The organism is Brachybacterium sp. p3-SID1565 (assembly GCF_025143785.1).
GTDB lineage: Bacteria > Actinomycetota > Actinomycetes > Actinomycetales > Dermabacteraceae > Brachybacterium > Brachybacterium epidermidis.
The window spans coordinates 24,332-48,553 of the sequence record NZ_JAMBDS010000005.1; the positions used below are offsets into that span (position 1 = coordinate 24,332).

22 protein-coding genes are annotated in these 24,222 nt (G+C 71.1%); 18 read left to right on the forward strand and 4 right to left on the reverse strand.

The features are described from left to right. Positions 1 to 10: 10 nt before the first annotated feature. Positions 11 to 898, forward strand: coding sequence for a hypothetical protein (locus M4D54_RS02325; protein ID WP_193865646.1), 888 nt, complete (start codon positions 11 to 13; stop codon positions 896 to 898). Here the strand turns inward: M4D54_RS02325 and M4D54_RS02330 are convergent. Further along, on the reverse strand, positions 880 to 1,662 hold the full coding sequence (locus tag M4D54_RS02330) for a GTP pyrophosphokinase family protein (protein WP_259890096.1): 783 nt from the start codon (positions 1,660 to 1,662) through the stop codon (positions 880 to 882). The two genes, M4D54_RS02325 and M4D54_RS02330, sit on opposite strands and share 19 nt — an antisense overlap. 212 nt (positions 1,663 to 1,874) lie before the next feature. Here M4D54_RS02330 and M4D54_RS13785 point away from each other — a divergent pair, with 212 nt between their 5' ends. The 4 genes from M4D54_RS13785 to M4D54_RS02350 all read left to right on the forward strand — a co-directional run bounded on the left by M4D54_RS13785 (position 1,875) and on the right by M4D54_RS02350 (position 6,199). Next, positions 1,875 to 3,254, forward strand: a complete 1,380-nt coding sequence (locus M4D54_RS13785) for a DNA/RNA non-specific endonuclease (protein WP_284690638.1) — start codon at positions 1,875 to 1,877, stop codon at positions 3,252 to 3,254. A 97-nt stretch (positions 3,255 to 3,351) separates the two neighbouring features. Then, positions 3,352 to 3,831: a hypothetical protein gene (locus tag M4D54_RS02340; protein WP_259790070.1), complete on the forward strand. Its 480-nt coding sequence runs from the start codon at positions 3,352 to 3,354 to the stop codon at positions 3,829 to 3,831. 141 nt (positions 3,832 to 3,972) lie between these two features. Next, on the forward strand, positions 3,973 to 5,175 hold the full coding sequence (locus tag M4D54_RS02345; RefSeq protein ID WP_259890098.1) for a hypothetical protein: 1,203 nt from the start codon (positions 3,973 to 3,975) through the stop codon (positions 5,173 to 5,175). A 115-nt stretch (positions 5,176 to 5,290) separates the two neighbouring features. Continuing rightward, on the forward strand, positions 5,291 to 6,199 hold the full coding sequence (locus M4D54_RS02350) for an aminotransferase class IV (protein WP_259790068.1): 909 nt from the start codon (positions 5,291 to 5,293) through the stop codon (positions 6,197 to 6,199). A gap of 125 nt (positions 6,200 to 6,324) precedes the next feature. Here the strand turns inward: M4D54_RS02350 and M4D54_RS02355 are convergent, their stop codons facing one another. Then, the gene (locus M4D54_RS02355) at positions 6,325 to 7,281 is read right to left on the reverse strand and encodes a sugar-binding transcriptional regulator (RefSeq protein WP_259790066.1); all 957 of its coding nucleotides are present in this window, start codon (positions 7,279 to 7,281) and stop codon (positions 6,325 to 6,327) included. A gap of 86 nt (positions 7,282 to 7,367) precedes the next feature. Here M4D54_RS02355 and M4D54_RS02360 point away from each other — a divergent pair, with 86 nt between their 5' ends. The 12 genes from M4D54_RS02360 (at position 7,368) to M4D54_RS02415 (ending at position 20,354) form a co-directional block, all read left to right on the forward strand. Beyond that, on the forward strand, positions 7,368 to 7,877 hold the full coding sequence (locus M4D54_RS02360) for a PTS sugar transporter subunit IIA (protein WP_259890101.1): 510 nt from the start codon (positions 7,368 to 7,370) through the stop codon (positions 7,875 to 7,877). Beyond that, positions 7,874 to 8,410: an NUDIX domain-containing protein gene (locus M4D54_RS02365; protein ID WP_259890102.1), complete on the forward strand. Its 537-nt coding sequence runs from the start codon at positions 7,874 to 7,876 to the stop codon at positions 8,408 to 8,410. Before M4D54_RS02360 ends, M4D54_RS02365 begins: the two co-directional genes overlap by 4 nt. An 89-nt stretch (positions 8,411 to 8,499) precedes the next feature. Further along, the gene (locus M4D54_RS02370) at positions 8,500 to 9,348 is read left to right on the forward strand and encodes an aldo/keto reductase (RefSeq protein WP_259890104.1); all 849 of its coding nucleotides are present in this window, start codon (positions 8,500 to 8,502) and stop codon (positions 9,346 to 9,348) included. Positions 9,349 to 9,973: 625 nt separating this feature from the next. After that, the gene (locus M4D54_RS02375) at positions 9,974 to 11,305 is read left to right on the forward strand and encodes an ABC transporter substrate-binding protein (RefSeq protein ID WP_259890106.1); all 1,332 of its coding nucleotides are present in this window, start codon (positions 9,974 to 9,976) and stop codon (positions 11,303 to 11,305) included. Further along, entirely contained in the window at positions 11,302 to 12,186 is an 885-nt protein-coding gene (locus M4D54_RS02380) for a carbohydrate ABC transporter permease (protein WP_259890107.1), read from the forward strand. The genes M4D54_RS02375 and M4D54_RS02380 overlap by 4 nt, the downstream gene beginning before the upstream one ends. Further along, positions 12,183 to 13,193 carry a carbohydrate ABC transporter permease gene (locus M4D54_RS02385; RefSeq protein WP_259890109.1) on the forward strand — a complete coding sequence of 337 codons (1,011 nt, stop codon included), beginning with the start codon at positions 12,183 to 12,185 and terminating at the stop codon, positions 13,191 to 13,193. Before M4D54_RS02380 ends, M4D54_RS02385 begins: the two co-directional genes overlap by 4 nt. Positions 13,194 to 13,283: 90 nt before the next feature. Beyond that, the gene (locus M4D54_RS02390) at positions 13,284 to 13,880 is read left to right on the forward strand and encodes a serpin family protein (RefSeq protein WP_259890111.1); all 597 of its coding nucleotides are present in this window, start codon (positions 13,284 to 13,286) and stop codon (positions 13,878 to 13,880) included. After that, on the forward strand, positions 13,868 to 14,218 hold the full coding sequence (locus tag M4D54_RS02395) for a serpin family protein (protein WP_259890113.1): 351 nt from the start codon (positions 13,868 to 13,870) through the stop codon (positions 14,216 to 14,218). The genes M4D54_RS02390 and M4D54_RS02395 overlap by 13 nt, the downstream gene beginning before the upstream one ends. Before the next feature lie 96 nt (positions 14,219 to 14,314). Beyond that, positions 14,315 to 16,204 carry a beta-galactosidase family protein gene (locus M4D54_RS02400; RefSeq protein WP_259890124.1) on the forward strand — a complete coding sequence of 630 codons (1,890 nt, stop codon included), beginning with the start codon at positions 14,315 to 14,317 and terminating at the stop codon, positions 16,202 to 16,204. Then, the gene (locus M4D54_RS02405) at positions 16,201 to 17,400 is read left to right on the forward strand and encodes a Gfo/Idh/MocA family protein (protein ID WP_259890126.1); all 1,200 of its coding nucleotides are present in this window, start codon (positions 16,201 to 16,203) and stop codon (positions 17,398 to 17,400) included. The genes M4D54_RS02400 and M4D54_RS02405 overlap by 4 nt, the downstream gene beginning before the upstream one ends. Before the next feature lie 126 nt (positions 17,401 to 17,526). After that, complete coding sequence (locus M4D54_RS02410; protein WP_259790046.1) at positions 17,527 to 19,056, forward strand: FAD-dependent oxidoreductase; 1,530 nt, start codon at positions 17,527 to 17,529, stop codon at positions 19,054 to 19,056. Positions 19,057 to 19,091: 35 nt separating this feature from the next. Further along, the gene (locus M4D54_RS02415; protein WP_193865635.1) at positions 19,092 to 20,354 is read left to right on the forward strand and encodes a phosphatidylserine/phosphatidylglycerophosphate/cardiolipin synthase family protein; all 1,263 of its coding nucleotides are present in this window, start codon (positions 19,092 to 19,094) and stop codon (positions 20,352 to 20,354) included. Between the two features lie 416 nt (positions 20,355 to 20,770). On the opposite strand, the gene M4D54_RS02420 is transcribed toward M4D54_RS02415, so the two are convergent. Further along, positions 20,771 to 21,355 carry a maleylpyruvate isomerase family mycothiol-dependent enzyme gene (locus tag M4D54_RS02420; protein ID WP_259890129.1) on the reverse strand — a complete coding sequence of 195 codons (585 nt, stop codon included), beginning with the start codon at positions 21,353 to 21,355 and terminating at the stop codon, positions 20,771 to 20,773. A gap of 134 nt (positions 21,356 to 21,489) precedes the next feature. Here M4D54_RS02420 and M4D54_RS02425 point away from each other — a divergent pair, with 134 nt between their 5' ends. Next, positions 21,490 to 22,308, forward strand: a complete 819-nt coding sequence (locus M4D54_RS02425) for an AraC family transcriptional regulator (RefSeq protein WP_239551677.1) — start codon at positions 21,490 to 21,492, stop codon at positions 22,306 to 22,308. 205 nt (positions 22,309 to 22,513) lie between these two features. Here M4D54_RS02425 and M4D54_RS02430 read toward each other — a convergent pair whose 3' ends face one another. Next, the gene (locus tag M4D54_RS02430; RefSeq protein ID WP_259890131.1) at positions 22,514 to 24,211 is read right to left on the reverse strand and encodes a Y4yA family PLP-dependent enzyme; all 1,698 of its coding nucleotides are present in this window, start codon (positions 24,209 to 24,211) and stop codon (positions 22,514 to 22,516) included. Positions 24,212 to 24,222: the final 11 nt, after the last annotated feature.

A 24,222-nucleotide genomic window follows, 5' to 3' on the forward strand; every position in this document is an offset into this window, starting at 1 on the left:
GCATGACGGCATGACCTCTCCTGTGCCGCCCTCGTCCCTGTCCTGGCCCACCGGCGCCGCCGTGCTCCCCGTCTCACAGGTGCGCCCCGTGCTGGAACGCCTGGAGTCCCTGGCCCGCACCAACCCGCGCGACCTCACCTGGATCCCGGGCCTGGCGCAGGAGGACGGCGAGATCTCCGCCGATCCGCCCCCCGCCCTCGAGCAGATCGTTGATGAGTTCGGCGGGATCGCGGTGCACGGCCGGCGAGACCTGGACCTGCTGATCGACGAGCGTGGTGACATCGGCCCGTACACGATGCTGGGTGAGGCGACCAGCTACTACCCCCTGTACGAGGGATCGGACGTGGCGGTCGTGCTGACCCTCGATGAGGATGGCGCCCCCGGTGCCGTGTACGGCATCGGCGAGGACCTCGCCCTGCGCCTGGCCGCGCGGGACCTCCCCTCCTACCTGCAGCGCTACGCCGACGCCCTGGAGGCAGCGGTCTCGGGGATCGACGCGCGGCTGCGGGAGCTGTACGACGAGGACGCCCTGGATGATGAGGAGCTGCGGGCCGATGTGGGCGAGCAGCTGCTGGATGCGCAGCTGTACGCCGCGATCCTCGGCATGGGCGAGCAGGACGATGCGGCTGCGGTGCCGCTGCGGCCCCTCGGAGGCGATGCTGCGGCCGATCCGCTGCCAGCCGGCGGCCCCGCGGCCGACGGCTCGGGGGCGGCCGATGGCCATCCTGGCTCAGCCTCCGAGAACGCCCCCGCGGGTGCCGTCGCCGTCGCCGATCTGCGCGGCGCGGCCCCCGGCGCCATGGTGGACGTGATGGACGCCGATCTGCCCGGAGACCCGCTGGGGCAGCAGGTGGAGTGGCGCGACGGCGGCCTGTTGGTCTACGTCGTCGCCGAGTAGCCCCCGCCGCCCGTCCGCTCCCACAGGGCGCGCAGCAGCCTCTCGTCCAGGTCGTCCAGCCGTGAGCGCTCCTCGCGCTCCGGGTGAGGGCCGTGTACCTCGCGGTGCAGCTGCTCCATGCGGCGGTCCAGCTGATCGGCCACGGTGGCCGCATCGGCCAGGCTCTGGGCCAGATGGTCCGGCACCTGCCCGTCGTACTTGTAGTAGATCTTGTGCTCGAGGCTGGCCCAGAAGTCCATCGCGATGGTGCGGATCTGCACCTCCACCGTGGTGGGCACCGGCCCGGTGCTCAAAAACACCGGGATCCGGATGATCGCGTGCAGCGATTTGTACCCGTTGGGCTTGGGCTGGGCGATGTAGTCCTTCACCGTGACCAGCTCGATGTCCGTCTGGGAGACCAGATGCTCCAGGACCGTGGAGGTGTCGGCGATGAAGCTGCAGGTGATCCGCACCCCGCCGATGTCGGTGACCCCCTGCCGGATCGCCTCGGGGGTGAGATCGATTCCGCGGCGCATCGCCTTGTCCAGAATGCTGGCCGGGGACTTCACCCGTGAGGTCACGTGCTCGATCGGGTTGTAGCGGTGCAGGTGCAGGAACTCCTGCCGGAGGATCTCGATCTTGGTGAGCACCTCCTCCACAGCGAACCCGTACTCCATCTGCATTCGAACGAACTGCTCGCGCAGGCGCTGCAAGCGCGCCAGCATCTCGGGATCCGGCATGCCGCGGCGCTGGGCGAGAGATGGCGACTGCTGCGGGGTGGACACGGGACGAACTCCTGGTGACGGCGAGGGCAAGACTTCGCTGACGATGCTCAGGGAATACCTCAGTCTCCCAGCCCCGACCGTGTGTGAGCAGGGCTTTTCATGTACGCCACCTTAGTGTTCGGGTGCGCCATGGGGAGAACTACCCATGGCCGGGCCTTCCCCGGATCCTTACGGTGGAGGCGTCGTTGACAGCGGGCTTGAGGGGACGTGCGATGAGCGGATTTCAGGGTGCTGATACCCAGGCTTTGCAGCGCATGGGCTCGCTGCTCGAGGACCGCTCCTCTTCCCTGGAGGACATGACCGCCCGCCTGGGGGCGCTGATCAACGCGGTGCCGTGGGTGGGCCCGGATGCCATGGCCCTGCGTGCCGATTGGTCCTTCCGCATCCGGCCCCGCCTGATGGACTGCCAGATGCGTCTGCGCGAGGAGGGGCGTTCCCTCCGCGACCATGCCGAGGAACAGGACCGGGCGTCGGACCCGGCCGGTGACGTGGCAGACGGGGGCAGCGGGGCCGATGGTGGTCGATGGGCCGACAGTGGGCGCGGCAATGGCGGCGTGGGTGGACCGGACGGCCTGCTGCGCGCCGCCTCGACCCCGCAGATCACCCTGGCAGCCCTCAGCGTCCCGCTGGATGCTGCATCGCAGGGGGTAGTCCGTGTCGCGGGCGCCATCGGGGACGCCCTCGGCACGGCCGCCGAATCGGCGGTGGAGGGCACCGGCCTGATCACCGGCGCCGTCGGCCGGGCGCGCGCCGTCGCTCAGCAGGTCAGTGACGCCATCGGCACGGACTCCCCGCTGGCCTTCGACGGCACCGGGCTGGTGCTGGAGCCGCCCCGTACCTCGGGCACGATCACCGTGGACGCCGATCACGAGCTGGCACCGGGAAGCGCCGCGAAGCCCTTCGGCCTGGATGCGGACGGCGCCCCGATCGAGCTGGCCCCGAACACGAGGTACGAGGTGGGCGACCACGGCACGTACTACACCGACGGCGACGGCCGCGTGGTGTACGTCGAGGCCACCGGCGGCGGGGGCGCGATGAACCCCAACCTGCGCGAGGTGTTCCCCGATGCGAACTACCACGTCAACGAGAACGTCTTCTACAGCACCGATGAGCTGGGCCGCCTGGACCACATGTACGTGCCCGAGGTGGAGCTGCACCCGGACACCTCCCGCAGCCAGTCCATCCAGTCCAAGATCGCCGAGCGCTTCGACATGACCGCCGACGGCGACACCGAGAGCATCGAGTTCAACGCCGGGCACGCCCTGGCCCGCCAGTTCGGCGGGGTGCGCGAGGAGATCAACTACACCCGCCAGTGGGACGAGGTGAACCAGGCCCGCAGCGGAGTGGACGACAACATCTACGCCTACGAGAGCCTGATGGCCGACGGCATCGAGAAGCACGGCCACCAGTACTCCTATGAGACCCGCTTCAACTGGGGCGATGAGCAGCCACCCGGTGTGGGCCCCGACCAGGGCAGTGCACCCTGGGAGTACGTGCCCGAGAGCTACGACGTGCGCATCACGGAGAACGGCGACGTGATCGCCGATAACACCCTGCCCAACTACCCTGACGGTGCCACCTTCGACGACTGAGCCGAGCCCGTCGGCCACGTCGAACGGACCATGAGTCGATCGGAGACCGAGCCGGTCGCACCGCGAGTCGATCGCACCACGAAGCGAGAGGATCCCGATGACCCAGCCCCAGAACGACTCCTCCCCGATGGAGCGGCAGGGCGAGCTGCTGCAGGATCTCGCGCGCGTGATGCTGACCTCGGTGGACCTCACCGAGCAGTGGCAGCAGCTCACCGTCGCCTTCATCCCGGACGGCGAGGCATGGGCCGGCCGCATCGTGGTCACCGACGCGGACGGCTCCAGCAGCGGCGGCGACGCCCGCTTCGGAACCGATTCGCAGGTGAGCCTGCTGCTGGACGCACTGCAGCAGGCCGCCGCCGATCAGCGCCAGCCCTTCGTCTCCCTGCGCCTGGATGCCGAGCGCACCGGGGAGGACCGCAGCCGGATCGCCCTGGGCTCGAAGCTCAACTACGACACCGATCCGGGCAGCTTCGACGGCCTGGGCGGGGTGGACGAGCAGGTGGCCCGCCACATGGCCGAGCGCTTCGGTGACGACCGCCTGCCCGCATGGGTGCAGGAGAAGCTCCCTCGCCCGTGAGTGCGAGGTCCGCCCCAGCTCGCACGGTCGGCGGGCGGACAGCCATGGGGAGTCCTCCCCATGGCGCAGGTGACCGGCGGGTCCTACGGTGGGACACGTCGTCAGGGGCAGGACAGCGGAGAGATTCAGAGGGGGCAGGCAATGGCAGGGTTCCAGGGGGCGGACACCGAGGCCCTGCGCACGATGGCGCAGATGGTGGTCCGCCGCTCGGATCTGCTGGAGGACCTCTACGGCGGCCTCAAGGTGCTGGTCGAGGACGTCGAATGGGTGGGTGAGGACGCCGACCGCTTCCGTGGCCAGTGGGCCGGCGTCGTGCGCCCCGGCCTGGAGGACTGCTCCCTCGATCTGCGGCGTCGGGCCCGCCTGCTGATCCAGCACGCCGATGAGCAGGACGCGGCCTCCACGATCGACTTCTTCAGCGCCTCCCACGCGTTCCAGGCCGGTGTGGCCGCAGGCGCGGGTCTCGCCGCTGCCCTGGGCGGAGCCCTGGCCGGGGGTGCGGCCGGGGGCCTTGCCGCAGCGCTCTCCGGGGCGGCCCAGGCCCTTCGCGATGCCCTGCTGGGTGACGGCTCCACTCCCGAGCAGCGCGCGCTGGCTGCCCTGCTGGACTCCCCGATGGGCCGCCTCGGCCTGCTCGCCGGGCTGGTCGGAGGCATGATCGGCGGTCCCGTCGGCGCCATGATCGGAAACCTGCTGGCCGGTGCGATGCTCGCCGAGCAGCTGCTGAGCCTGCTGGGGGGCGGGCGTGAGATCGGCGGCATGCTCGGCCTGGAGCCGTTGGACGACATGATGGGCCATGCGGGCCTTGGTGCGGGCGCCCTCGCGGGCATCGGCACCGGGGCGGGCGCTGCCGGGGGTGCGGCTGCCGGTGCCGTGGGGGCATCGATCGGCGAGGCCGACGCCGCTGGTGCCGACGGGGCTGCCGGTGGCGGTGAAGGATCCGGTGGCGGCGACTCCGCGGGTTCCGGTGGCGGCTCGGGAGCAGGGGACTCCGCGGGCGGCTCCGGCGGCGGGTCCGGTTCCGGCGGCGGGTCGGGCTCCGGCGGCGGATCCGAGGCCGGGAGCGGCGGGGCGGATGCCGGTGCCGGTGCGGCCGGGGGCGCTGCCGATGCCGGTGCGGCGGTCGGCGCAGGAACCTTCCTCCATCTCAGCTCGGCGGACGGTGCGGGAGCCTCCGCCGGCTCGATGGTCACCGATCGGATCGGTGCTGCCGTGGGATCGGTGGACGAGCCCGGTTCCCTGTGGGACCAGCTGATGGCCCTGCTGGGCTCCGCGTTCGACTCCGGGGCCGTGCCCGGCTCCCAGGCCGGGGAGGCCATCGGCACCGAGCACCTGGACCGCTGACGCGGGTGGATGACCCTCTCCCCGCGCACCGGTGCGGTTAGCCTGGGGCCAGGCCGCGCCCAGGTCGCGGCCCCCGCCGTGAGCACCACGGAGGGAACCCGACGCGGAGGCCCCCATGACACAGCCCAGCACGCCCGCCCACAGCCCCGTCCTCGTGTGGGTGATGGGAGCGGCCGGGGCGCCGGCCGACGGCTCCGAGCCCTTCCGCCTCGGGAAGGCCGACGAGCCGCAGCTGCTGGTGACGGACCTGGTGGCCACTCGCGGGGACGGCGTGTTCGAGACCATCGGCGTGTTCGACGGCACCCCCGTGAACCTGGACCCCCACCTGCGCCGACTGGCTCGCAGTGCCGAACTGGTGGAGCTGCCCGCCCTGGATCTCACGGTGCTGGCGCAGGCCGTGCAGGCGGCGATCGACGCCCATGCCCCCGTGCCCGAGCTGACGGTGCGGGTGATGGTCACCCGCGGCGTGGAGGGCTCTGGCACTCCCACCGCCTGGATACATGCCCGCACCGCCGAGGACTGGTCCCGCTGCCGTGAGGGCATCGCCGTGGTCACCCTGGACCGGGGGCTGTCCACCACCGTGCCTCGCACCAGCCCCTGGCTGCTGCCGGGCGCCAAGACCCTCAGCTACGCCGTCAACATGGCCGCCACCCGTGAGGCGGTGCGCCGCGGCGCCGACGACGTGCTGTTCGTGAGCACCGACGGCTACTGCCTGGAGGGTCCCACCTCCACTCTGCTCGTGCAGCACGGCGACACCTGGACCACCACCCCCGCCGACGCCGGAGTGCTGCCGGGCACCAGCATCGCCTCCGTGTTCGAGGTGCTGCGGGCCGAGGGAGCCACCGTGCGCGAGGAGCTGATGACCCCCGATCAGGTGGCCTCGGCCGACGCTGCCTGGCTGCTGTCCTCCAGTCGTCTGGCCGCGCCCATCGCCCGCCTCGATGACACCCGGCTCACCGTGGATGCCCATCGCACCGCCCAGCTGATCTCCGTGCTGAAGGGGCAGTACCCGGCCTCTCGCTGACAGTGCGGTGCCCGGGTTCTCGCTGACAGTGCGGTGCCCGGGTTCTCGCTGACAGGCCTGCGCCCGGGCTCGGCTCCACCCTCGCCCATGTCGAGCGGCGATGCCCCTGGGGGAGGGGGTCGGGCTCAGGTGGAGGCCAGCAGCTCGCGCGCCAGGTCCACGTCCACCACGGCGGTGTCGATGGTGCCGCTGCGCAGCACCCCGGCCACGCCCGGGGCCTTCTCCGCGCCTGCGGCCACCCCCACCACCTCGGGGATGCGCAGCAGCTCGGAGAACGTCACCGCGAGCACCCGCTGGTCCGTCGGCGCCCCTACCGGGACCCCGTGGGCGTCCACGAACCTGCCGCACACGTCCCCCACGGGCTCCTGCGCGAGGAACGCCGCATGTTCCTGCTCGCTCAGCCCCATCTGCTCCACGATGTGCGGGGAGGAGTGCATGCCCATGGAACCCATGCCCACCAGTGCCAGCTCCACCTGCGCGGCGGCCTCCAGCACCGAGGCGATGCTCGACTCGCGCCGCAGCGTGCTCACCGTGGTGGCCGCCTCCAGCACCGCCGGCGCGTAGAGCATCTCGGCGCGAGCACCGAACCGGGAGGCCATCACCCGCAGCACCGACTCGCCGGACTCGAACTGGTCCAGCGTGGAGTGCCCGCCCACCAGCGGCAGCACCCGCGGCGCCGGCCGCAGGCGCACCGGCTCCAGCTGCTCGACCACCCGCTGGACCGTCTGTCCCCAGGACAGACCGATCGAGCGCACCTGGGCGGCCCGCTCCGTGATCAGGGCCGACGCCTGCCTGGCCACGGCCTCCAGGCCCGGGGTGCGAGGGGCGGAGACCACGTGGGCCTCACGCAGCGAGTACCGGGCGCGCAGCGCCGCCTCGACCGCGGGATGATGGCGCGGGGGGCCGTCCGGATCGTGGATGGAGATCTCCACGATGCCGCGCTCCCGTGCCTGGGTGAGGATCCGAGAGACGTTCGAGCGGGACAGCCCCAGCTCCTGCGCCACCTCCGTCTGCGAACGGCCCTGCTCGTAGTAGAGCCGCGCGGCGCGCACGACCAGTGCGGTGTCGCGGGGTGCCGGCATCGGTGCTCCTTCGGGCGAACGGGACTCCAGTATCCCCGTCGGCCCCGCGCGGGTGCCAGAATCGTGACACCGACCCGGGAGGCCCCATGACCGACCATCAGAGCCCCAGCGAGAACGCGGATCCGCTGGAGGCCGTGCCCATCCGTGCCGTGCTGCACGCGGTCCAGGGCGAGGACGCGAAGGAGGTCCTCGGGACCATCGCCCGCCACCTGCTGGCCGAGGGCCTCGTGGAGGAGACCTTCCCGGCAGCGCTGTGGGAGCGCGAGCAGCGCTTCCCCACCGGGCTGCCCACCCGGATCCCCACCGCGATCCCGCACTCCGATGCCGAGCACGTGCGCGTGCGCTGCCTGGCGGTCGCCACCCTGGCCCGGCCCGTGCGTTTCGGCGAGATGGGCGGCCGCGCCGCGGACACCGTCGAGACGCAGCTGCTGGTGCTCCCGCTGGTCACGGATCCGGAGGCGATGGTGCCGGCGCTGCAGCGGATGATGGCCATGCTCACCGACGAGCAGGCCGTCGCGGCGCTGCTCGGCGCAGCCGATGAGGCCGAGCTGCTGCGCCTGGCCGAGCAGCACCTGACCGGACACCCCATCGCATGACGGGCCCCGCCGCGGGAGCACCGGCTCCTCGTTCCGGGCCTCGTTCCGGGCCACGCCCCGCCGCCGGCTCCGGCCCCCGGGTGGCCGTCAAGGCGCTCATCGTGCGGGACGGGCACGTGCTGATGAACCGTGTGGTCACCCCGGACGGAACCGTGCTGCACGGCCCGCCCGGCGGCGGGCAGGAGCACGGCGAGGACCAGGTCGCCGCCCTGATCCGCGAGTGCCGCGAGGAGATCGGCGCGGAGGTCGAGGTGCACCAGGTCGCCTGCGTGTACGAGGTGCAGTCCGCGAGCCGACTGCGCGACGGCGTGCCCATCCCTCCGTTCCACCAGGTCAACGTGGCCTACTGGTGCGGTCTGGCCGACGGTCAGGAGCCGGGTCCGGGCAGCGACCCGGATCCCGGGCAGGAGGGTGCGGACTGGCTGCCCATCGGGCACCTCGCCGAGCATGAGGTGCACCCGCCGGGGCTCGCGCAGTGGCTGGAGGCGGACCCGAGCAGCAGGCCCATCGGCCTGGGGGTGCTGCCGCTGTGACCACCGGCGCGGGGCGTGCTCGGTAGTGTGGTGAGTCCCCGGTGCACGTGCCGGCCCGATCGACGAGCCCGTCCCCGCTAAGGAGCATCATGACCGTGCAGCCCACCATCGAGTTCCACGACGGCCGCTCCATCCCCCAGCTCGGCTATGGGGTGTGGCAGGTCTCCGACGACACCGCCACGGACGTGGTGCTGAAGGCGATCGAGGCCGGCTACCGCCACATCGACACCGCCCGCGGCTACGAGAACGAGGCCGGCGTGGGTCGTGCCCTGGCCCGCACCGAGGTGGACCGGGAGGACCTGTTCATCACCTCCAAGGTCCCCAACCAGGACCAGGGGCGCGAGCAGACGCTGCGCTCCTTCGACGCCACCATGGCCGACCTGGGCCTGGAGGAGCTGGACCTGTACCTCATCCACTGGCCGGCCCCCGCCAGGGGCGAGGCGCTGAACACGTGGAAGGCACTGGTGGAGCTGAAGGAGCAGGGCCGCATCCGCTCCATCGGTGTCTCCAACTTCCGGGTGGAGGACCTCGAGCACCTCGAGCAGGAGACCGGCGTGGTCCCCGTGCTGAACCAGATCGAGCTGCACCCCTACTTCGCCCAGCTCGAGCTGCGCGAGTACCACGCCTCCAAGGGCATCGTCACCGAGTCCTGGTCGCCGCTGGGCCAGGGCGGCGGTGAGCTGGAGGACCCGGTGATCACCGGCATCGCCGAGGCCCACGGCGCCGAGGTGGGCCAGGTGATGCTGGCCTGGAACCTCGCCCAGGGCAACGTGGTGATCTCCAAGTCCGAGACCCCCGAGCGGATCGTCTCGAACTTCGCGTCCCTCCAGCTGGAGCTCACCCCCGAGGAGGTCGCTGCGATCAACGCTCTGGACAAGGGCGAGCAGGGCCGCCGCGGCGGCCACCCCGCGGAGTTCTCCGGCCACCAGGGGGCCTGAGGCTCACGGCCGCACAGGACCGGGTACGGGTGCGGGAGGGCGCCCCATCTGCCGGACGGCGGCCGGGGCGCCCGAGTCTCACTCCAGGGTGTCGCCGGTGATGGCCTCGACCGCTCGGATCAGCCCCAGGTTGACATGGCTGATCCCAGTGAGCGGGCGGCAGCGGGTGGTGCGCTTCCGGTACCGGGTGGTGCGCTTCCGGCACCGGGTGGTGCGCTTCCAGTTTGTGGAACGTACCCGCCCGTAACTCCGGCAGCGGGGCCGGGGACGACGCTCAGGGGTGACCGGGGTCGACTAACGCGGCCGTGCCCCTAGCCGATGTGTCCCCGGCCGTCCCCCTAGCCGATGTGTCCCTGGCCATCGTGTCCCTCGTGGTCGCGCCCCCCACCGGCGTGCGCCCAACCGTCGCGCCCCTCGCCGTGGCCCACAGGTGCGGGCTCGTCGTCGAGCCTACGCGCCGGGTCCGGACGTGGGGCCTGCCTCCGATCGATGCCGTTCGGTGTCCTGACCGTCCCGGAGGTCCCGACTCCCCGTTGGTACGATGTGATCCCCACCTCATCGACGAGGCGCGCCCGAGCCCCCTCACCGGCGCCCCGTGGATGCGGAACGACCACGAGGAGCCCCCATGAGAAGACTCAGCAGGCGAAGTGCGCTGGTCGGATCGGGTGCCGCGCTCACCGCGGCCCTGGCTTCCTGCGCCCCGCCGAACCCCGGCACCGTCAACGCTGAACCCACCATCCCGCCTGCCGATGGGCCCGTCACCGTCACCTACTGGGCGTGGCTGAAGGACCTGCAGAAGGTCGCCGACATCTTCAACCAGAGCCAGGACCGCATCCGGGTGGAGGCCGTGTGGATTCCCGGCGGCAACGCCGGTGGGTACGCCAAGATCCTCTCCGCCGTCGCCGCCGGCGGCGGGCCGGACATCGCCCAGGTGGAGCTGCGCTCCCTGCCGGAGTTCGCCCTCGCCGGGGCCCTGGTGGACCTTACCCGCTACGGCATCCAGGAGCACGAGAACGCCTACGACCCCGGCGCCTACGCGCAGGCGCAGGTGGGGGAGTCCGTGTGGGGCGTCCCCCAGGACACCGGCCCCATGGCCACCTACTACAACCGGGAGGTGCTCGAGGGGGAGCTGGGCCTCCAGCCCCCGGGCACCTGGGACGAGTTCCGCGAGGTCGCCGGCGCCGTCAAGGACGCCGGCAAGCAGTTCCTCACCCTCGATCCCACCGACGGCTCCTACCTGGTGGGCTGGATGATGCAATCCGGCGCCAACTGGTTCCGCCCCGAGGGGGACGGCTGGATCGTGGACATGGTGGGCGAACCCTCGATGCGGGTGGCCGAGTACTGGGACGGGATCCTCGCCGACAGCCTGGTGGGCACCGGCTACGGCGCCTTCTCCACCCCCTGGATGGCCGCCGCCGGTGAGGGGAACGTGGTCGGTGCCATCTGCGGATCCTGGGGCGACGCCCTGATCCAGGCGGTGCCGGGCGCGGAGGGCAAGTGGGCGGCCGCCGCCATGCCCACCTGGGAGGACGGCTACGCCTCCGGCGCCCACGGCGGCTCCTCCGCCGCGATCCTGTCCACCAGCCGGCACCCCGCCGAGGCGCTCGAGTTCTGCACCTGGATGTGCACCGACCCGGCCGGGATCGACGCCATGATCGAGTTCTGCGGCATCGGCTGGTCCCCGGCCGCGGACTACATCGGCGAGGCCCGCCAGCAGCCCTCCGAGTTCTTCTCCGGGCAGAACTACAACGAGGAGGTGATCGTCCCGATGGCCGAGGGGCAGAACCTCGAATGGACCTGGGCGCCGCTGATGCAGCGCGTCATGGACATCATCGGCAACGGCATGACCGCGGCCATCAACGGAGAGCGGCCCCTGGTGGACCTACTGGGCGACGCCCAGACCGAGATCGTCGAGATCATGCAGGGCAACGGACTGAACGCGGAGGAGGCACGATGAGGTCCAAGACCGCACCCTGGATCCTGATGGCACCGTTCCTGGTGCTGTTCATCGCCACCATGATCATCCCGGTGATCATGGCCGTGGGCTACAGCTTCACCCGCGTGCAGCGCAGCGGTCTGCTGGGCGAGGACGGCACGGAGAGCACCTTCGCCGGGTTCTCCAACTACGCAGCGGCGCTGTCCAACCAGAACTTCATCGAATCCATCGGCCGCATGATGCTGTTCGGGATCGTGCAGGTGACGGTGATGATCGTGGCCGCCACCATCCTGGCGCTGCTGCTGGAGAGCGCCGCCGCCAAGTGGCCGGGCCTGTTCCGCTCCGCGTACTTCCTGCCCTACGGGATCCCCGGCGTGATCGCCACGATCCTGTGGTCGTTCCTGTACATCCCGGGCCTCAGCCCCATCGTTGACGTGCTGGGCTGGATGGGCATCGAGATCGACTTCCTGGGACCGAACGTGGTGCTGTGGTCCATCGCCAACATCGTGACCTGGACGTACACCGGCTACAACATGCTGATCATCATCGCGCAGCTGAAGGCGATCCCCGGTGAGCTGTACGAGGCGGCCCGCATCGACGGCGCCGGCGCGATGAAGACCGTGACCTCGATCCAGGTGCCGCTGATCCGGCCGGCACTGATGCTCACCATCATCTTCTCGATCATCGGCACCCTGCAGCTGTTCGCGGAGCCGCGCCTGCTGCAGACCATGAGCTCGGGCATCACCACCGAGTACACGCCGAACATGAGCGCCTACGCGTACGCGTTCCAGTACAACGAGATCGGGATGGCAGCCGCCCAGGCCGTGATCATCGCGGTCTCCGCCTTCGTCCTGTCGGCCATCGCCCTGGGGGTCTCCTCGTGGGCGGAGAGGAAGCGATGAGCGCCACCGACGCCTCCAAGAACGCGCTGGCCGCCGGCAAGGCGACCGGCACCCTCGAGACCGACCGCCCAGGCTCTGGTGCCGCCGGCGCAGGCACGCCCAGGCGCCGCGCCGGTGGGGCCGGCAATCGCGGGGCCGACGAGCGCTCCGGGGCCCGCGCGGCGGGTCGCAGCCCCGCCACCACGATCATCGTCACCGCGGTGCTGACGATCGTGGCGATCTACTTCCTGGTGCCGGTGTACTGGGTGGTCGTCAACGCCACCAAGACCACCGAGGACCTGTTCGGCACCAGCGGATTCTGGTTCGGCAACGAGTTCCGCCTGGTGGAGAACATCAGCGCGGTGCTCTCCGCCAACGGCGGCATCTTCCCGCGCTGGGCGCTGAACTCCCTGCTGTACTCCGGGGTGGGCTCGCTGCTGGCCACGTACTTCGCGGTCGCCGCCGGGTACGCCCTGGCCAAGTACAGCTTCCCGGGCCGGAAGTTCGTGTACGCCTTCGTGCTGGGCGGGGTGCTGGTGCCCGGCACCGCCACCGCGCTGCCGTTGTTCTTCCTGTTCTCGAGCGTCGGGCTGACCAACATCTACTGGTCGGTGCTGATCCCCTCCCTGGTGAGCCCCTTCGGTCTGTTCCTGGCCGCCATCTACGCCGGCGCCGCGGTGCCGGACTCCATGCTGGAGGCCGGCCGGCTCGACGGCGTGAGCGAGATCGGGCTGTTCCACCGGCTGGCGCTGCCGCAGCTCACCCCGGCCGTGGTCACCATCCTGCTGTTCCAGTTCGTGGCGATCTGGAACAACTACTTCCTGCCGCTGGTGATGCTGGCCGACGAGCGCCTCTACCCGATCACCCTGGGTCTGGACAGCTGGAGGGCGCAGACGGACCGCTTGCCGGAGTTCTTCCAGCTCACCACCGGTGGTGCTCTGCTGTCGGTGATCCCGCTGGCGATCCTGATCCTGGTGCTGCAGCGCTTCTGGCGCGGCGGTCTCACTGAGGGCTCGGTCAAGGGCTGAGAGCCTGCGGCGCCGACCCGCCAGGGCCGTCACCGAACGTGACCGGCTTGCGACCTGGCAAGGGTGGCGCTGGGCCTGCCCTCCTGCGGCATGCTCGGAGGTTCCGACGGGCCCGGTGAGGTGGGGGAGCCGGACGTGCGCGCCGAGGTGGAGCATGCCGAGCGCGGGCCCGCCGAGGGCACGGGGCGGGCGGCCGTGCCCTTCACCGCCCGGATGCTGGGCGGGATCGACCGGTCCGAGGTCAACACCGTGTGCTCCCCGCTGTCGGCCCAGATCGTGCTGACCATGGCCGGGATGGGCGCCGCCGGGGACACCCGCGCCCAGATGGAGCACGTGCTCGGCGGCAGCATGGACGAACTGGCCGAGGCGGCCAACTCCCTCTCCTCCGTGCTCGCTGTCGTCGGAGACGAGGAGCGGGAGGCCGACGAGGAGGACGCTCCCGAACCGGCCGTGGCCTCCCTCGTGATCGGGGTGTGGGCGAAGGAGGGCATGGAACTGGAGCAGGCCTATCTCGAGGACCTCACCACAGCACTTACGGCCGGGGTCTCGCCCTGGCCCTGGTGCAGCCCGTGGACGACGTCGGCACTGTGCTCGATTCCTGGGCCGAGGCGGCAGACGGCGTCGGAGCGGACGCCGGTCTCGGAGCAGTGCTGGAGGGCCTGCAGGGACCGGACGTGGTCGACCTGAGCCTCCCTGCCTTCGACATCGAATGGCAGACCTCCCTGGCCGCGCTGCTGCAGGGCCTGGGGATGGAGCTGGCCTTCACCGACGGGGCCGACTTCTCGGGGATCACCACGCAGGAGCAGCTGCTGATCAGCGACGTGGTGCACAAGGCCGTGATCACCGTGGACGCGGAGGGCATGGAGGCTGCGGCTGCCCCAGCCGTGGGGATGGAGGAGGCCGCAGCGCCGGAGGATCCCAAGGAGCTGGTGCTCGACTCCCCGTTCCTGTTCTTCGCCTACGAGACCTCGACGATGGCACCACTGGTGCTGGGTTGGATCTGCGATCCTACGCAGACCAGGTGAGAACGGGGCATCCCGGCGACTGATCGGACTTCCCGCGCCCGATGGGACCTGCCAGACTGGACCGCGTTATTCGTTTCACACCGAGGGAGACCACCGATGACCGCCCTGCTCGAACCCACCGCCGACGGCTTCCTGCGCGGAGGTGAGAAGCACCTGGTGATCTCCGGTGCGATCCACTACTTCCGCGTGCACCCCGAGCAGTGGCGCGACCGCCTGCGCCGCCTGGTTGCCATGGGCTGCAACACGGTGGAGACCTACGTGGCCTGGAACCTGCACCAGCCTGATCCGGAGACCACCACCTTCACCGGCATCGCGGACCTGGGTCGCTTCCTGGACATCGCCGGGGAGGAGGGGCTGGATGCGATCGTGCGGCCGGGCCCCTACATCTGCGCTGAGTGGGAGAACGGCGGGTTCCCCGGTTGGATCCTGCGGGACCGCAACCTGCGCCTGCGGGTCAGCGATCCCGACTACCTGGCGCTGGTGGACGCCTGGTTCGACATGCTTATCCCCGTGATCGCCTCCCGGCAGGCCTCCCGCGGAGGCAACGTGGTGATGGTGCAGGTGGAGAACGAGTACGGCAGCTACGGCGACGACCGGCAGTACCTGGCGCACCTGCGCGACGGCCTGCGTGAGCGCGGCATCGACGAACTGCTGGTGACCTCCGACGGGCCCGCCCGCATGTGGCTCACCGGCGGCACCGTCGAGGGAGCGCTGGCCACCGTGAACTTCGGCTCTCGCACCCTGCAGGTGCTGGAGATGGCCGAGCGTGAGCTGCCGGGCCAGCCCCAGATGTGCATGGAGTTCTGGAACGGCTGGTTCGACCACTGGGGCGAGGAGCACCACACCCGCACCGGTGAGACCGCTGCCTCGGAGCTGGCCGACATGCTGGACAACGGCATGAGCGTCAACTTCTACATGGCCCATGGCGGCACCAACTTCGGGATGTCGGCCGGGGCCAACCACCACGGCACCTACGGCCCCACCACCACCAGCTACGACTACGACGCCCCGATCGCCGAGAACGGCCGGCTCACCGAGAAGTTCCGCGCCTTCCGCGAGGTCATCGCGCAGCACCGCCAGCTGCCCGCGCTCGAGGAGCACCTGGCCCAGCTGGGTCTGGACGCCGAGCCCGCGGCCCTGCCCGCCGGCGAGGTCACGATCGACAGGACGGTGGCCCTGCGCGGCACCGAGCGCTTCACCCGCAGTGCCGAGGTGCACCCGAAGCCGCCGTCCTTCGAGGACCTGGGGCTGGAGCGGGGCCTGCTGCGCCTGTCCCGCGACATCGAGATCGCCCGCAACGACGGCGAGGACGGCCCCTCGATCGCGCCGCTGCACCTGTACGACCTGCACGACCGTGCCTGGGTGTACGTGGACGGCATCTACGCCGGTGCCGCCGGTGCCGATGCCGTGCTCGGTGCGGAGGCCGACAAGCAGTTTCCCGCCACCGTGGAGCTCGCCCACCTGGCCGAGCGCCTGCTGCCCGAGGGCGGCCACCGCACCGTGCGGGTGGAGATCCTGGTGGAGAACCTGGGCCGCATCAACTTCGGCCCCAGCCTGGGGGAGCGCAAGGGCATCCTGGGCGGCGTCTGGCAGATCATCCGCTTCCTGAATCACTGGGAGGCGGACCCATGGCCTCTGGAGGACATGGCCGAGGAGCTCGCTGCGCTGGCTTCGGGTGCCGTCGCGGTCGAGCCCGGCGCCGAGGACGACGCGACGCTGCCCGTCCTGGTGCAGGCATCCTTCGAGGCGAGCGAGCAGAAGGACGCCTTCCTGGACGTCTCCCATGCCGGCCACGGCGTCGCGTACGTCAACGGGTTCTGCGTGGGCCGGTATTGGAACGTGGGCCCGCAGCAGTCGCTGTACGTGCCCGCCCCGGTCATCCGCGAGGGGCGCAACGAGGTGCTGCTGCTGGATCTCGAGAAGCAGCCCACGCGCTTGGCGCTGGTCGAGGAGCACATCTTCGGCGGCCGCACGACGGGAAGGTGACCACCGTGAACGACACAGAGCACTCGCACGACCTACGCATCGGCGTCATCGGCTACGGAGCGCGTTCCACGCTCGCAACTCACGCCCACAAGCCAGGCGAGGGTTCCCGCGTGACCGTGGTCGCCGAGCCCACCCAGCGCGGGAAGGACCTCGCCCGCGAGCGCCACGGCGGGGACGTGACGCTGGTGGACGACGTGGACCAGCTGCTGGCCGAGCACGAGGTCGACGCAGTGATGATCCTGGCGCCGGACTACGCGCACGCCGAGATCGCCCTGAAGACCCTGGGGGCCGGCATCGCCACCTTCTCGGAGAAGCCGATGGCGATCCGGGTCGAGGACACCGACGCGATGCTGGTGATGGCCAAGCAGAAGCGGGCCCGCCTGTACGTGGGGCACAACATGCGCCACATGCCGGTGATCCGGCAGATGAAGAAGATCGTGGATTCGGGCCGCATCGGCCGGGTGCGCGCCATCTGGTGCCGCCACTTCGTCGGCGCCGGTGGCGACTTCTACTTCAAGGACTGGCATGCCGAGCGGGCCAAGGCCACCAGCCTGCTGCTGCAGAAGGGCGCGCACGACATCGACGTGATCCACTGGCTGGCCGGCGGCTACACCCGCCGCGTCTCCGGCATCGGCGACCTCGCCGTGTACGGCGACATCGCCGATCGCCGCGACAACTCCGACCGCCGCATGTGGGACTGGTACGACGCCGACATCTGGCCGCCCACCGCCCAGAAGGAGATGAACCCCGTCATCGACGTGGAGGACATCTCGATGATCAACATGACCCTGGACAACGGCGTGCTGGCCTCCTACGAGCAGTGCCACTTCACCCCCGACTACTGGCGCAACTACACCGTGATCGGGGACGCGGGACGCATCGAGAACATGGGTGACGGTGGCGGCGACCAGATCCACATCTGGGAGTCGCGCTACTCCGGCGCCGGCCGGCCTGACGCGGTGGAGGTCATCGACCGCGGTGACGGCGGCCACGGCGGGGCGGACCCGAACCTGATCGCCGAGTTCCTGCGGTTCGCCCGTGACGGCGGCGCCACCGATGTCTCCGCGGTCGCGGCCCGCGAGGCCGTGGCCACGGGCGTGCTGGGCGCCGAGTCGATCCGCAACGGCGGCGTGCCCTACGACGTGCCGGCCGTCCCGCAGGACGTGCGCGACTACTTCGACAGCGGGCAGGCCTGAGGCGCGATGCGACCGGTCGGTCCCGTTCCGACCGGATCGTTGCCTTCTCCGGGCGGTTCTGATCGGCTGGGGGACCGCGGCCGGTCCACCAGGGACGGCCGTCACCGATCAGGGCGGAGGCTCCCGATGTCCCACTCGCCGACCAAGCCGACGATGCGATCGTTGTGGCTGGACTCCCATGACCCCCACCGCATCCGCACCGCAGAACTGCCCGCAGACCCGTCCTTCGACGTCGTGGTGGCCGGAGCCGGACTGACCGGCCTGGCCACCGCGCTCATGCTCGCCCACCAGGGCCTGCAGGTCGCCGTGCTGGAGGCCCGCAGCGTGGGCGCGGTCGCCACCGGCAACACCACCGCAAAGCTGTCCCTGCTGCAGGGCACCGTGCTCAGCCAGATCCGCTCCCAGCACGGGCCGGGCGTTACGCGGGCGTACGTGGAGGCTTCACGGGACGGTCAGTCGTGGCTGCTGGACTTCTGCCGCGCCCACGACGTCCCGGTCCAGCACCGCCCCGCCACCACCTACGCCACCACGAAGTCCGGGCTGTCCTCCGTGCACTCGGAGCTGGAGGCGGCGCAGGAGGCCGGCCTGGACGCCCGCTTCGAAGGCGGCCTGGAGCTGCCCTTCGAGGTGGCCGGTGCCGCGGTCCTGGAGGACCAGGCCCAGTTCGACCCGATGGACGTGCTGAGCGCGCTCGCCGCCGAGTTCGTCTCGCTGGGCGGCACCCTGGTGGAGGGCGTGCGCGTCACCTCCGTTCCCCGCCGCGGCCCCTTCACTCTGGAGACCACAGCTGGCCAGGTGCGTGCCGGGAAGGTGGTGCTGGCCACTGGTGTGCCCTTCACCGAGCGAGGCGGGTACTCGGTGCGCATGCAGGCCCGCCGCTCCTACGCCCTCACCTTCGAGGTGGGCGACGGCTTCCGTCCCTACGGCATGCACATCAGTGCCGACGACCCGGTGCGCACCCTGCGCTCCGTGCCCCACGATGGCCGCGAGCTGCTGCTGGTGGGCGGCAACGACCACGTCACCGGCCGCACGAGCTCCACCGCCCAGCAGGTCCTGGACCTGGAGCGATGGACGGAACAGCACGTGCCCGGTGCCCGCCGCACTCACGCCTGGGCCGCCCAGGACTACCATCCGGCCGGCCACCTGCCCCTGATCGGCCCCCTGCCCGGTTCGGATTCCACCGCGTACGTCGGCACCGGGTACAGCAAGTGGGGGATGACCGGCGCGGTCGCCGCGGCACTCGCCATCTCGGGCCTGGAGGCCGGGCAGGCGCCGGCCTGGCTGGAACCGCTCGACGGTGCCCGGCCCGGCGTGAAGAGCCTCGGCACGGGCGCGGCCCGCAACGCATCCGTCGGCGCCCACATGGCCTCCGGCTGGGCGCGCGGGGAGCTGCGCGAACTGCCCGAGGTGGAGCCTGCCGACGGCTCCGGGATCGTGGGCCGACGCGGTGGCAGGCCCGTCGCCCAGTCCACGATCGACGGCGTCACCTGCCGGGTCTCCGGCATCTGCACGCACCTGGGCGGCGTGCTGGCCTGGAACGATGCCGAGAAATCCTGGGACTGTCCCCTGCACGGCTCCCGCTTCGCCCCCGACGGCCAGATCCTCGAAGGGCCCGCCACCAGGCCCCTGGCACCCGTCGATGACGAGCCCGCCTGAGTGCGGGGCTCAAGAAGCCCCTCTACGCTGAGCACATGGCGACTCTGAACACCGTGCGTGCGATTCTAGGCGAGCGACCGCTGCGACGGGTGGCGGCGATCGGCGCAGCTGTCACCGCAGTCCCGCCCCTGACCGCGGCGGCCGCCCTGATCGCCGTGGACGGCGTCAAGAGCCGCTCCCGCAAGGAGCGCGAGGCCCCGCGCCCGGGCACCTTCGAGGCGCAGGTGCAGGACTCCCGGATCACCCTGTACACCTCCGGCTCCGAGGTGTACAACGACATGATCGAGGCGATCGACGGGGCCCGCGAGAGCGTGCTGCTGGAGACCTTCATCTGGAAGGGCGACGAGGTCGGCCAGCGCTTCATCGACGCCATGAACCGCGCCGCCGACCGCGGGGTGGACGTGCGCGTGCTGTACGACGGCTTCGGCAACCTGGTGGTGCCGCGCCGGTTCTACGCAGGCTTCTCGGACAAGGTGCGCGTCAAGCGGCTGCCTGCCATCGCACGCCCGTACTGGAAGGGCCTGCTGCGCCACACCGGCTTCAACCATTCCAAGATCCTGGTGGTCGATGACCACACCGGCTTCATTGGCGGCTACAACATCGGTGACCTCTACGCGCGGCAGTGGCGCGACACCCACATCCGTGAGCAGGGGCCGGCCGTGTGGGGGCTGCGCAACTCCATCAAGCGAGCGTGGAACGAGCACGCCGAGGAGGACGACAAGATCCTCTGGATCCCGCCGGACAGCTGGGATCCGGAGGTGCGGGTGGCGGCGAACCTGCCGGTGCAGCTGGTGTACCCGATCCGGCAGCTGTACCTGGCGGCCATCGAGCGGGCCAGCGACCACATCTACATCACCACCCCGTACTTCATCCCCGACCAGCAGATCCTTCACGCCCTCACCCAGGCCGCCCGTCGCGGGGTGGACGTACGTGTGATGGTGCCCGGGAAGTCCAACCACATCGTGGCTGACTTCGCCTCGCGCGGCTTCTACGGGCAGATGCTCGAGGCCGGGGTGACGATCCTGCTGTACGACGCCGCGATGATCCACGCCAAGACGGCCACCATCGACGGCATCTGGTCCACCGTGGGCACCGCCAACATCGACCGTTTGTCCCTCTCGTTCAACTACGAGACCAACGTGGAGATCATCGACGAGGACTTCGCCGCGAACATGGAGACGGTGTTCGAGCGGGACTCCGAGCACTGCGAGGTGCTCACCTCTCCGCGATGGCGTGATCGCCACCGCATGGCGCGCCTGGCCGAGACCGCGCTGATCCCGCTGCGTCCGTTCCTCTGACCCGACGGCGCGGGCAGTGCCTACCGTTCACTGGCCCATCAGGCATTCGGGGCGGCCGATCAGGTGCCGGCCTGGTCCGTCAGTCATCCGGGGGGCCCATCAGGTGCCGGCCTGGCCATCAGGTGCTGGCCTGGCCATCAGATGCCGGCTTGGGCACCGGGCATCCGGGTGATCCACGAGTTCTGTGCCGCCAGCTTCCAGATCCTGGAAGGTACTCGCCCGTAACCGGGGACAGTCGGGCGCCTCACGTTCCCGCAGGAACGTCAGGTGAGCGCGATCCGTCAGAACAGCTCCTGTCGCGTCGGGTCAGACCGAGGCCGCGCCGCCACCGGCTCGCGTGCCGCCCTGCGCTTGGCAACGCCGTCAGCAGGTCGCGGGCCGCCGAGCGCGAGGCCGCCCTGCGCTTGGCAACGCCGTCAGCAGGTCGCGTGCCGCCCCGTGCGTGCCAGCACCTGCACCTGACGGGACGCATCTGTGCCCACCTCGACCGGTGGGCCGAAGATTCCCGGCATGTAGGCGTGCTCACCGAAGCCGTCCACAGCGTCGTCGATCGCAGCGAGCTCCTCGTCGCTGAGGTCGACCCGGAGGCCCTGGGAGGTGCCGATGTCCCAGCGGTGCACCAGCAGGTCGAAGCAGTAGAAGCGGGCCCAGGTATCCCCGATGGTGGTGGGGCCGAAGAAGCCGTCGAAGCGCTCGTCGGCGATCGATTCGTCGGCCAGCAGCGCATCGACAGCAGCGGCGTGGGCGAACCACCTCTGGGACGGTTCCTGGTCCACGGCGGAGCCGCTGCTGTCGGCGGGTGCGCCGTCGGGCAGGGGATGGCCGTGATCCCGCAGGAAGTCGCGCTCGGTGTCGATCACATGGGCGAGCACGTCGCGGGCGGCCCATCCCTCGCAGGGGCTGGGCGCATCCCAGTCACGCACCTGGGTGATCACGGCCGTGAACGGCTTCTCGTGCTCGCGCCAGGTCTGCTGGATCGAGGTCGGTGGTGCCTGTCCCATGGTGTCCTCCGTGGTTGTGCGGTGACCGGAGCGCAGGTGCCCCGGGGCGTTGCCGCGACTGTAGGCGGGGCCGACGGCGGAGGTCTTGAACTTTTCCGACGGCACCGTCTCGGGGCGGCCTCTATCGTGTGCCCATGGCCAGGCCCGAGGACGACGTGGAGCGGGCGCACCTGCGCGATCCCGCCGATCGCACCTTCGCCATCGCCCGGTACGCGCCCGCGCCGCAGCTCACGCCGTGGATCCGCCGGTACTGGGTGCCGGTGTGGGAGGTGCCGGAGGGCGATGCGGCCGTGCAGAAGGTGCTGCAGTACCCGATCTGCCTGGCCATCACCACCCCGGCCTACTCCCGCTTCGCCGGGCCCACGCGCGGCCTGTCCGTGACGGAGCTGCGGGGCCGAGGCTGGGGTTTCGGAGTGATGTTCGCGCCGGCCGCCGGGGCGCGCCTGCTCGACGGGCCGGTCTCCGCCCTCACCGACAGCTGGTGCGGTCTCGACGATGTGGAAGCGCTGCGGGGACTGACCGCCGAGATCACGGCGCTGATGGCAGCGGACCCGTCGGACCCGGAGATCCACGCACGCTGCCAGGAGCAGCTGGAGTCCAGGGTGGCGTCCCTGGGTGCGCCCGATGAGGAGTCCCTGCTGGTGAACGCCCTGGTGGAGACGGTGGAGAGCGATCCTGCCGTGGTCTCCGTGGGGCAGCTGTGCGAGAGGTTCGGCATCGGGCAGCGCGCGCTGCAGCGGCTCACCGCACGTCGCCTGGGCCTCAGCCCTGCCTGGCTGATTCGGCGCCGGCGCCTGCACGAGGCGGCCGGCCGCCTGCGTGAGAGGGAAGGGCGCCTGGCCGATGTCGCAGCGGAGCTGGGGTACGCCGACCAGGCCCATTTCTCCCGCGACTTCCGCACCACCACCGGGATGACCCCGGCGCAGTTCGCCGGTCGATTCCGGGATGTGTGAGGCCGGCTCGCCCGGTGGCGACAGGACCGGCCGCTGCGTGGACAGTGCGACGTCGGCGCACCAGTTCGATCGCCGCGCCGATGCTCAGCGCCAGACCGGCACCGATGGCCACGCCCGCCGGCACGCTAGGGAGCGGCGGGCCGGGCGCGGTACGGGGTTGGCCCTGGGATGCACCGGGGGATGTCCGGAGCCCTCAAGCGGGGGATCAGGCCCGGATGGGCAGCACCCGGTCGATGCCGTCGCGCTTGAACCCGGGCACATCAGGACGGGGATCGCTGCCTTCGACGGCGGTGCTGCTGTGGTCCGCGCCGACTGCGCTGCTGCGGTCCGCCACCTCTGCGCTGGGGCGGTTACCTCCGGATCCGCTCGCGTCCCCACCGCCGACGCGCTCCACGTTGGAGGCCAGGGGGATCTGGTGGGAGGCGCTCTCCAGGATGTGCATCAGGTACCCGGCGGTGTTGGGCAGGGCGATCACGTCGCCCACGGCCACGCCCTGCGGGAACGCGAGGCGCCGACGCTGGATCAGCTCGGCCTCGATGCAGTAGGCGCCCACCAGGAACCCCTCGAACGGGCCCGAGCGCTTCCGGCCGCCGTCCTCGCCGGTGCGCACCAGGATCGGGTCCACCAGGAAGTCGTCGGAGGTGGAGCGGCACTGGGTGCGGTTCATCTCCAGCCCCACCAGGGGCACGCCGTCGCTGGCACTGGTGCGCTGGATGACCCTCGCCAGCGTCATGCCGCAGCCGTCCATCATGGAGCGGCCCGGCTCGCAGCGCAGCTGCACCCCGCGCTCCCGCAGGGCCTGCCCAGCAGTGACACCCGGGCGGATCTCGTGGCCCAGGAGCCGCTTCAGCCAGGGCCCGCGGATCACCTGCTGGTGGTAGGGGTACACCTGCCGCAGTGGCTCCCCGCGCCAGGTCAGCGGGGCGGCTGGGGCGTCTCCGCCGGCGTCGGGGGCGTCCTCGCCGGCGTCGGGGGCCGCCGCGGGCCGGTCATCGTCGGCCGCGTGATCGCCCTCGCCGGGGCCCGATTCCGGGGCCTGTCGGTCGTGGGCCTGCCAGAAGGCGTCCCACTGCCCGGCATCGTCCAGGTAGCTCATCGGGATGCCGCCGCCGATGTCCACGAACGCGCCGTTCTGGGCCAGGCCGCGCTCGCGCAGCGCGTCGATCAGCTCCAGCGCCTCCCCGAGGGCGGTGGCGCGCGCGATCGGGTCATAGCCGTGCAGGTGGAAGTGCACACCGTCCACCCGCAGCAGGTCGCCCAGGCCGCCGGAGTCGATCAGCTCGAGCCAGGTGCGGGCCGACTCCCCAAAGCGGGTGGGCGGGATCAGGTCGCTGGGCTTGGGCGCGAGGCGCAGCGCCACGGGGAACGGCTCGGGGGCATCGGAGGCCCGGTCCGCGGGGCGACCTGGTTCCGCGCTCCGGGCGCCGGTGACCTGCTCGGCGACCCTCCGGGAGGCGGCCACCTCGTCGAGGTTGTCCAGCACCAGCAGTGAGCGGGACTCTAGGGCCAGGCGCAGCACCGGATCGGGCTTGATGGCTGCGGTGACCACCACGTCATGCGGTGGCACACCGGCCTCGAGCACCTGGGCCAGCTCGCGCTCGCTGCCCACGTCGACCCCCAGCCCGGCGCGATGCGCGGCCCGCACCATGCCGAGGGTCTTGTTGGCCTTGCGGGCCACGAAGATCCGCAGGTCCACCCCGGAGGCCCCGGCCACCTCCGTGAGCTCTGCGGCGTTGCGCGGCAGCGCGGAGAAGTCGTGCACGTTCAGCGGGCTCCCGTAGCGCTCCAGCAGCGAACTGCAGGTCGCAGGGTCCGCCAGCAGCTCCTGCATCCACGGCTCCAGACGGGCCGACAGCGGCGGGGTTCCCTGGCATGCCTCGCGCAGGGTGGGTTCCTCGGTCACGGCAGGTCCTC

Bases quoted from the DNA above. Each gene is read 5' to 3' on its own strand.
- M4D54_RS02380 (WP_259890107.1), top strand. From the start codon at position 11,302: ATGAGGTCCAAGACCGCACCCTGGATCCTGATGGCACCGTTCCTGGTG.
- M4D54_RS02350 (WP_259790068.1), top strand. From the start codon at position 5,291: ATGACACAGCCCAGCACGCCCGCCCACAGCCCCGTCCTCGTGTGGGTG.
- M4D54_RS02365 (WP_259890102.1), top strand. From the start codon at position 7,874: ATGACGGGCCCCGCCGCGGGAGCACCGGCTCCTCGTTCCGGGCCTCGT.
- M4D54_RS02345 (WP_259890098.1), top strand. From the start codon at position 3,973: ATGGCAGGGTTCCAGGGGGCGGACACCGAGGCCCTGCGCACGATGGCG.
- M4D54_RS02360 (WP_259890101.1), top strand. From the start codon at position 7,368: ATGACCGACCATCAGAGCCCCAGCGAGAACGCGGATCCGCTGGAGGCC.
- M4D54_RS02375 (WP_259890106.1), top strand. From the start codon at position 9,974: ATGAGAAGACTCAGCAGGCGAAGTGCGCTGGTCGGATCGGGTGCCGCG.
- M4D54_RS02390 (WP_259890111.1), top strand. From the start codon at position 13,284: ATGCTCGGAGGTTCCGACGGGCCCGGTGAGGTGGGGGAGCCGGACGTG.
- M4D54_RS02410 (WP_259790046.1), top strand. From the start codon at position 17,527: ATGTCCCACTCGCCGACCAAGCCGACGATGCGATCGTTGTGGCTGGAC.
- M4D54_RS13785 (WP_284690638.1), top strand. From the start codon at position 1,875: ATGAGCGGATTTCAGGGTGCTGATACCCAGGCTTTGCAGCGCATGGGC.
- M4D54_RS02370 (WP_259890104.1), top strand. From the start codon at position 8,500: ATGACCGTGCAGCCCACCATCGAGTTCCACGACGGCCGCTCCATCCCC.
- M4D54_RS02325 (WP_193865646.1), top strand. From the start codon at position 11: ATGACCTCTCCTGTGCCGCCCTCGTCCCTGTCCTGGCCCACCGGCGCC.
- M4D54_RS02420 (WP_259890129.1), bottom strand. From the start codon at position 21,355: ATGGGACAGGCACCACCGACCTCGATCCAGCAGACCTGGCGCGAGCAC.
- M4D54_RS02385 (WP_259890109.1), top strand. From the start codon at position 12,183: ATGAGCGCCACCGACGCCTCCAAGAACGCGCTGGCCGCCGGCAAGGCG.
- M4D54_RS02355 (WP_259790066.1), bottom strand. From the start codon at position 7,281: ATGCCGGCACCCCGCGACACCGCACTGGTCGTGCGCGCCGCGCGGCTC.
- M4D54_RS02415 (WP_193865635.1), top strand. From the start codon at position 19,092: ATGGCGACTCTGAACACCGTGCGTGCGATTCTAGGCGAGCGACCGCTG.
- M4D54_RS02340 (WP_259790070.1), top strand. From the start codon at position 3,352: ATGACCCAGCCCCAGAACGACTCCTCCCCGATGGAGCGGCAGGGCGAG.
- M4D54_RS02425 (WP_239551677.1), top strand. From the start codon at position 21,490: ATGGCCAGGCCCGAGGACGACGTGGAGCGGGCGCACCTGCGCGATCCC.
- M4D54_RS02400 (WP_259890124.1), top strand. From the start codon at position 14,315: ATGACCGCCCTGCTCGAACCCACCGCCGACGGCTTCCTGCGCGGAGGT.